Source organism: Vibrio sp. 1CM7H, assembly GCF_023161645.1.
Classification (GTDB): Bacteria; Pseudomonadota; Gammaproteobacteria; order Enterobacterales; family Vibrionaceae; genus Vibrio; species Vibrio diabolicus.
Genome location: NZ_JALNTV010000019.1, coordinates 1 through 6,247, shown reverse-complemented (window position 1 = coordinate 6,247; position 6,247 = coordinate 1). Strand labels below are relative to the sequence as shown.

The following is a 6,247-nucleotide window of genomic DNA, read 5'->3' as shown; positions in this document are numbered from 1 at the left end:
CATCGGTAGTGTAGGTCTGAGTAGTGAGAGGCTTAATGTTGTATCGTTGCTAAATCGCGGTTAAATGCAGCGTAAGCATCAAAGTAAAAACTTTCTAAGTCGTCTGCACAGTCGAAATCATAATAGAAAGTGTTGCACGCTAAAGAGCAGACTGCCCCTCCAAAAATCTCTAATAACTCACCTTTAGAAAGCTCTGAATTTGCGCTTAAATACGCATAAGCCTCGTATATTGATGGTGGGATGCCTGCCTCTGAGGCTAGGTCATACTCACAGCTAAACGTTCTTGGAGCGACTCCCTGCCATTTAACAGACGAATTCAAGCGTACTGTAGTTCCACCTGTCGAACTAGATTGCCAATCTGTAGATATAATATTCATCAGGTCATAAACGCCGCTACAGGCATCCTCTCCAAACTTATAAAAACATTTCCCTGTGTTGATAACCATGCCCACAGCACAGCCGTTATATTCAGGAAAAGAGACGGCTTCAGCCGTGTTATCTATTTCAATATCTAGCTTCTCACTCTTGAAGTTCGTTTTGTCTATTAGCCCCTTTAAAAACTTCATCTCATCCATAATTGCTTCTGGGATAGATTGCGTTTGAGTCATATTTTTCATGGTAGTTCCTCGAAATTAGTTAATGCTTCGCCACTAGGCTTGAATGTATACAAGCCCAGAAGCGTTGATTTAAAGGTATAAACTTTTGTGTGCGATGCTTTTCTAGAAACATCACTAAGGCTGATTAAGAAAATGTAATTTAGAGACGGGGTCAGCCAAGAAGTGCAGATGTAGCCGCATCAGATTCCGCTTGCGTCATCTCATGCCATTTAGGAGGGGAAGTAAGTTCGCTTATTTCGCGCTCATACTCTTCCATTAATCGGTCCATCTCGCTGTCATCCAACGGGTCAAAATCATCGTCCATGTCAGCCGGGTCGAGTTCTGGGAGCTCTTCAACAGAGCGGTTAACTTCTAGTGGATCTGATTCTGGATACGTCAGCGGCTCAGAGAACGATGGTTCGAGAGCGGTTATGTCTTCGACATTCTGAGCTTTCTCGATTGCACGAAGAGTTAGCTTACGTCCGTTAGTACCTCGTGTGCCACCAGAGATAACCTCGACACCATGTTTTTCTAACTGCTCTTTCATACGGTTAAGCTTAGTACTTAAAGCTGACGCATTCTGAGGCCAGTTGCTTGGTAGACGGCGCATTTCTGACATGATGGCACTATGTAGCATTTTATGAACCTGCGTTGGACCACCAGTAAAAAGTTTCTCCTGCTGAACGATAGTTATAATGCTCGCCAACAACTCATCATGTTCTAAAGCCTGCATATTCAGGGCTTCTTCCTGCGCTTTGTTTACACCCTGCTGGACTGATTGATCGGTAATACCCAATACAGTTTCGAAGGCTGCTAGAAATGTATTGAAGTCGCCACCTCGGAACTTGGCAATAGATGAAACATCGTCCAACATTGCCATAGCTTTTGCGGTCATACTGAGCAGCCACGACTGGGCATACGGGAGGATTGCACTTAGCTTTTGGTATATCTCTGTGTCACTGGCGTAGGTAATTCGTGGTTTACCCGCTTTGATGAATATTGAACGAGTGCATAAATCGTATTGTTTAGGGAACTTAATCGCCGTTAATATCATTGGTTGGTGAAGGAGCGTTTCGACCAAATCTACATTCGTATAGAGTTTACGACCATCAACGGTGCCACCCGTTGCCACGCTACACATACCATTGGCCAACTCGTCACTAATGCGACCACAGTTATCGAAACACAACAAGTAGTTGTGGGAAGCGGTAGCAATAAGATCACGAATATCTTTAGGCTGAGTCTTCACTTTCGTCCCATTTAGTCCCAGTAGCATAGCGACTAAGCGGGCGACTGTCGTTTTACCAGAGCCAGCATTCCCATGAAGGTAAAGAATCGGATAAGTAAGCCCATCAGCTCTCGGGTGACTTAATATAAAACCTGCATACGCCATGATGGCTACAAATTGGCCATAGCTTAGATTGCTAAAGAGTTCTTGCAGTTTAGACGGTATATCTTGTTGCTCCCAGCCGGATACATATTGGAGGTGTCCATTATTTGGGGCATAACGGAAGGTGATATCTGTTTCTTTATCGCTAAGCAGAACTTCACCGCCAGCGAGAACCAATCCTCGACCGTCGCTACTACGAGCATCAAGCGCAACACCTTTACTTTTGTTGTCAACGTCAATGTAAGCATTGAAGATGTTCACATCTGCATCTGCCCCCTCCAAAACCGCGTCTAGGCTGACAGTTTCCAGTGCTTTCTCTACACTTTTTACCGTTAAACCTTTTACGCCAGCAGCGCGCGCAGCTTTAGCCACAACCGCCTGACTAATTTGACCGTTTAGAGACGTGCTGTAATTTGTTGTACCACCATCCACTACAAGAACTGGCGTAGAATTGTCGAGCGCAACCGCAGCATTAGGAAGGTTTTGCATAGCTTGTGCAAGGCTGTCACCGAGCTTGCCTTCGTTCTCTTTTAATGCTTGTGTCAACATCACCGCAAGGTGACTCTCCATTAGTTGAAAAGGTGTTTTCGGTCCAGCTTTGTTTTTCCCTTTTTTAGTACGTATATTCAGCGCCATAGTTTATCTCCTGTTTATTTGTTAGTTAGTGATTATTGATTACGTGATATTCACAATCACACCGTAGGCGGTAGCCTTCTCCGAGCACTTCCTCAGACACATCCGCCATCGCCTTTTCTGCTAAGGCATATGTCTCTAAATCTGTTGCATGGGTCTGGACGCCGATACAGTCATGAATTGCAAAAATGAGTGGAATATTGAGTTGTTCTAGCTTGATGCAGAGCTTACGCAGCATGTAACTACACACTGCCTGGACATAGAAATTGCGAAGTGTAGAAGTTTTCGTGTCGGCGTCGACGGTTCGTCGAAAACCGAACACCTCCGCATAACCTTGCTTTCTTGCTTCTCTAACTTTCTGATCTAGATACGCATTGGCCTGAGGAAGCATAGTTCTTAACTCTCTATCCCAGATAGCTGCCTTTAAGGGGCTGATACCATACTCTCTGCATATTCCTCTAGGAGTTATGCCATAAAGGTGGGCGTTGCATAGCCGCTTGAACTTACTTCGATCTAGCCCAGAGAAGTGCTTAGATCTGGATTGTAGCTCGAGATAAAGATCTCCCTTCTGGTACGCCTCCCAGAGTTCCTGATCACCTGACATTGCAGCGAGCGATGCTGGCTCTTGAGATGAGTAATCGAGCACAAATATCTGGTCGCCCTTTTTGGGGTGAAGCAGATGATTGCGTATAGTTTTTGATAGGTAGTTGAATGATGCTCCCTTAGGTGCTTCTCTACCTGTCGAAGATCCGAATGGGTTAGGCCATTCATGATGCTTACCTCGGAAATCAACATTGAACCGCAATACATTTCTGTACCGAACGTACATCATTGCCATGTACATTCGCTGAGCGAGATCTACTTTGACTTCTTTCAGTTTGCGCCTTTCTATCACCAACGTGTCATCTGGATTCCTCGGCCAGAGTGTTAACTCTGGACCTGAGAGAAAAAAAGCAGGATCACCCATCACCTGTATGCGGTTCTCATCATCAATGCTGAGAAGTCCCATACCTATTAGGTGCTGGAGATTCGCCTCACCATTTTCTAAGCTTCGTTGGTATTTCATTAATCGACCGATATGTATCGGTATGCCTCGTTGATAGCGAAGAACACAGCTTTCTATGTAAGCTCTGTCGTCGCTGTCGCCGAGTACATCCGAATCTCCCACCAGTTCTTCCAGTTTTGTAGTAAGGAAGTCTGATGGAGGTTCGAAGGATTTGTATTGGTTTAACCAATCTTCCAACCGCTCGGCTTTGACCCTATTCTTTATTGGTTTACATGCTGAGATGTGTTTCGCTTTCGCTAGAAGCATTCCTGAGCGGAACAGTTCCTCATCTCTTATTTCGCTTAGCATTTCTGCTAGCCCCCTATATGTTGATTACAACAACTCACACTGACCACAGACGTAAACGCTAGACCTTTACCAAATTTTTAAAGAGCGAGAAATTATCACTATTTCTTATTTATTTTCAAAATATACTCTTTTCTTAATTTTATTCAATAAAAAATATTTAAGATTTTTAATTTTTTCTGAAAGGTAGGTATTTTTTAGTTTTGTTCAAGGTGATAAGATTTCCGAGAAAAACTAAGATGGGGAATCCAGATGCCAACCATTCAGATACCAAAACTAACAAGCTACGCAACCATTACTTCTCTACTAATCAAGCAGTTAAGAATGTTTGGTTTTGACTTTATTCGTTCTGGCGGAGATATGGAGCAAGTAAAAGCTGTGAACAGTTACAACCAAGATGAAATTGCAGAACGCTTAGGTATGACTAAAGCTACCTATGCGAAAATTGAAAATGGAGATGTGATAGTAAACATACTGCACATAGGTAATCTTTGTTCGGTCTATGGCATCACTCTTACTGATTTTATGGCTGCAGTTGAACTGAAAATATCTCAACTGGAAAGCGAAGGTATTTCAACTACACACGCTAAATTGCCATTCAGGCTGGATAAAGTTCGTTGGGAAGAAAAACTAAAAGAAAAAACAGAAGCAAGATACAACAGTGAAGTTAAAGCATTGAAAAAGAATAAGACTTTCGCTATGTACAGTGATGAACAGAAGCTAGAGTTAAAGAAGAAATGCCGACGCGCAGTCTTCACTGAGTGGGACAAAAAGTACGACTTGGGAGAGGCTCTATCTATCTACGACTATGAACAAGCTCGTAATTCAGGAGAAAGCTAACCTTTTTATCTCTAGCCGCGACGGCAGCGGCTGTCGTCGCTGTCGAGCTCCCCCCCCCAAAAAAAAGCAGAGGTTCTCCCCTGCTCACCTAACTTGTCCGTCAATCATCTATAACCTCGTCGGCGACGACACCAATCACAAAGCCAGCTAGACCACCGATTAATACCCCATATGGACCATACCTAGCCCCAATAGCAGCACCGACTTTAGCCGCACGAATACCTGTGTTCTTTTTTGACTGGGATGATGATTGTGAAAAGGTTCTGCTTTGCATGTTTGCTCCTTTGGGAAGTAAAGAAGGGCAATACCTCTCGATATCACCCTTAACGATTTAATACTCCAGCTTACTTAACTGAATCGCATAGATGATTTGCGAAGCTACGAGTCATCATCTGACTTTGGTACTGGTTATTTAGCTTCAATGTGTTGAGCCAGAACTCATCACCATCAACTTCGAATTGCATAAATGCTTTCTGCTCTTGATTGCGGAAATTCACATCACCTTCAATATCAACGAAGATTCGCCCCGATTTGGTTCTACCTGATTTCCATGTTTCATTGGTGAATGCCGAGTCGATCATGTCCCCTATTACGTAAGGGCAACCATCTGGGCTACCTTCTTTAATTGTCTGGATTGCATCATCTGTATCCGAACTAAATAGACCTGCTGATGCACCAAAGCTAGCTAGAACTAACGCACTGATTAGTAGTTTTTTCATTACTACATTTCCTTATTAGATTTACTGATTGAAGAATTTGATATGGATTGCTGTCGGCGTCGTCGGTACGACGTCAGCGACGATAAATGGAAGGGCTATTTTGTTTTCTTGTCTGCGAGCGCTAACAGCTCTGCTTTTAGCTGTTGGTATTCGTCGCCTAGAACGTGGAGATAAATTGATGATTCGGACTTTTGGGCTAGACCTAAGTCTCTAACTATTGAGGCGCAAAACCCTAGGTTATTGGCTGAACCTGAAGGATATAGGGCTTTATAGACCTGACTTTTCCACGGGTTATCACCTTGAGATTCGATCAACTGGAATAGTTCGTTAAGTGGAACCCAGTGTTTTGAATGTAATCCGGCCCCGCCACTTTGTCCGGCAATTCGAAAGTAGAGTTGGTTATCTTCGCTGTTTTTAGCAATCTCGTAGAGCACCGTTCCTTGGGCCTTAGCTCCTAGTTTTGGTGCTTCACCTGTTTTGAGAATGGTAGAGAATGGATGGTCTACTAATGTGGGTTTAGATGTATCAGCTTCTGCATTCTTCCTGCTGTTTTTGGGTTGGTTCATAGAAACTCCTTTATTTAACTGGGCTAGAAATAAGAAAGCCCCTACCGGACGAATCCAGTAAGGGCTCTTACAATTCAATAATATAAATTCATTTTGCTGCTTGTTACGCCTAGGGATTTTTTCCTGTCTTTTCCGGTACTGTTCCTGTCTTT

At 43.4% G+C, this 6,247-nt stretch carries 7 protein-coding genes; 1 reads left to right on the top strand and 6 read right to left on the bottom strand.

What is annotated here, in order from left to right:
* Positions 1 to 32 precede the first annotated feature (32 nt).
* From MSG33_RS23370 to MSG33_RS23360, 3 genes are all read right to left on the bottom strand, one after another.
* Positions 33 to 617, bottom strand: coding sequence for a hypothetical protein (locus tag MSG33_RS23370; RefSeq protein ID WP_069517885.1), 585 nt, complete (start codon positions 615 to 617; stop codon positions 33 to 35).
* 151 nt (positions 618 to 768) lie between these two features.
* The gene (locus MSG33_RS23365) at positions 769 to 2,622 is read right to left on the bottom strand and encodes a hypothetical protein (protein ID WP_248382309.1); all 1,854 of its coding nucleotides are present in this window, start codon (positions 2,620 to 2,622) and stop codon (positions 769 to 771) included.
* A 25-nt stretch (positions 2,623 to 2,647) separates the two neighbouring features.
* Positions 2,648 to 3,973 (bottom strand): DNA polymerase, encoded by a 1,326-nt coding sequence (locus MSG33_RS23360; RefSeq protein ID WP_248382307.1) that lies wholly within the window; start codon positions 3,971 to 3,973, stop codon positions 2,648 to 2,650.
* A gap of 249 nt (positions 3,974 to 4,222) precedes the next feature.
* On the opposite strand from MSG33_RS23360, the gene MSG33_RS23355 reads away from it, so the two are divergent.
* Positions 4,223 to 4,810 carry a helix-turn-helix transcriptional regulator gene (locus MSG33_RS23355; protein ID WP_031821778.1) on the top strand — a complete coding sequence of 196 codons (588 nt, stop codon included), beginning with the start codon at positions 4,223 to 4,225 and terminating at the stop codon, positions 4,808 to 4,810.
* A 100-nt stretch (positions 4,811 to 4,910) separates the two neighbouring features.
* Here the strand turns inward: MSG33_RS23355 and MSG33_RS23350 are convergent, their stop codons facing one another.
* The 3 genes from MSG33_RS23350 to MSG33_RS23340 form a co-directional block, all read right to left on the bottom strand.
* Entirely contained in the window at positions 4,911 to 5,084 is a 174-nt protein-coding gene (locus tag MSG33_RS23350) for a hypothetical protein (RefSeq protein WP_170875014.1), read from the bottom strand.
* A gap of 70 nt (positions 5,085 to 5,154) precedes the next feature.
* Complete coding sequence (locus tag MSG33_RS23345; RefSeq protein ID WP_248382305.1) at positions 5,155 to 5,529, bottom strand: hypothetical protein; 375 nt, start codon at positions 5,527 to 5,529, stop codon at positions 5,155 to 5,157.
* A 95-nt stretch (positions 5,530 to 5,624) separates the two neighbouring features.
* Positions 5,625 to 6,095, bottom strand: coding sequence for a hypothetical protein (locus MSG33_RS23340; RefSeq protein ID WP_248382311.1), 471 nt, complete (start codon positions 6,093 to 6,095; stop codon positions 5,625 to 5,627).
* Positions 6,096 to 6,247: the final 152 nt, after the last annotated feature.

What these genes read in the sequence shown, in the direction of transcription:
- MSG33_RS23370 (WP_069517885.1), bottom strand. Translation starts at nt 617, where the DNA reads ATGAAAAATATGACTCAAACGCAATCTATCCCAGAAGCAATTATGGAT.
- MSG33_RS23365 (WP_248382309.1), bottom strand. Translation starts at nt 2,622, where the DNA reads ATGGCGCTGAATATACGTACTAAAAAAGGGAAAAACAAAGCTGGACCG.
- MSG33_RS23360 (WP_248382307.1), bottom strand. Translation starts at nt 3,973, where the DNA reads ATGCTAAGCGAAATAAGAGATGAGGAACTGTTCCGCTCAGGAATGCTT.
- MSG33_RS23355 (WP_031821778.1), top strand. Translation starts at nt 4,223, where the DNA reads ATGCCAACCATTCAGATACCAAAACTAACAAGCTACGCAACCATTACT.
- MSG33_RS23350 (WP_170875014.1), bottom strand. Translation starts at nt 5,084, where the DNA reads ATGCAAAGCAGAACCTTTTCACAATCATCATCCCAGTCAAAAAAGAAC.
- MSG33_RS23345 (WP_248382305.1), bottom strand. Translation starts at nt 5,529, where the DNA reads ATGAAAAAACTACTAATCAGTGCGTTAGTTCTAGCTAGCTTTGGTGCA.
- MSG33_RS23340 (WP_248382311.1), bottom strand. Translation starts at nt 6,095, where the DNA reads ATGAACCAACCCAAAAACAGCAGGAAGAATGCAGAAGCTGATACATCT.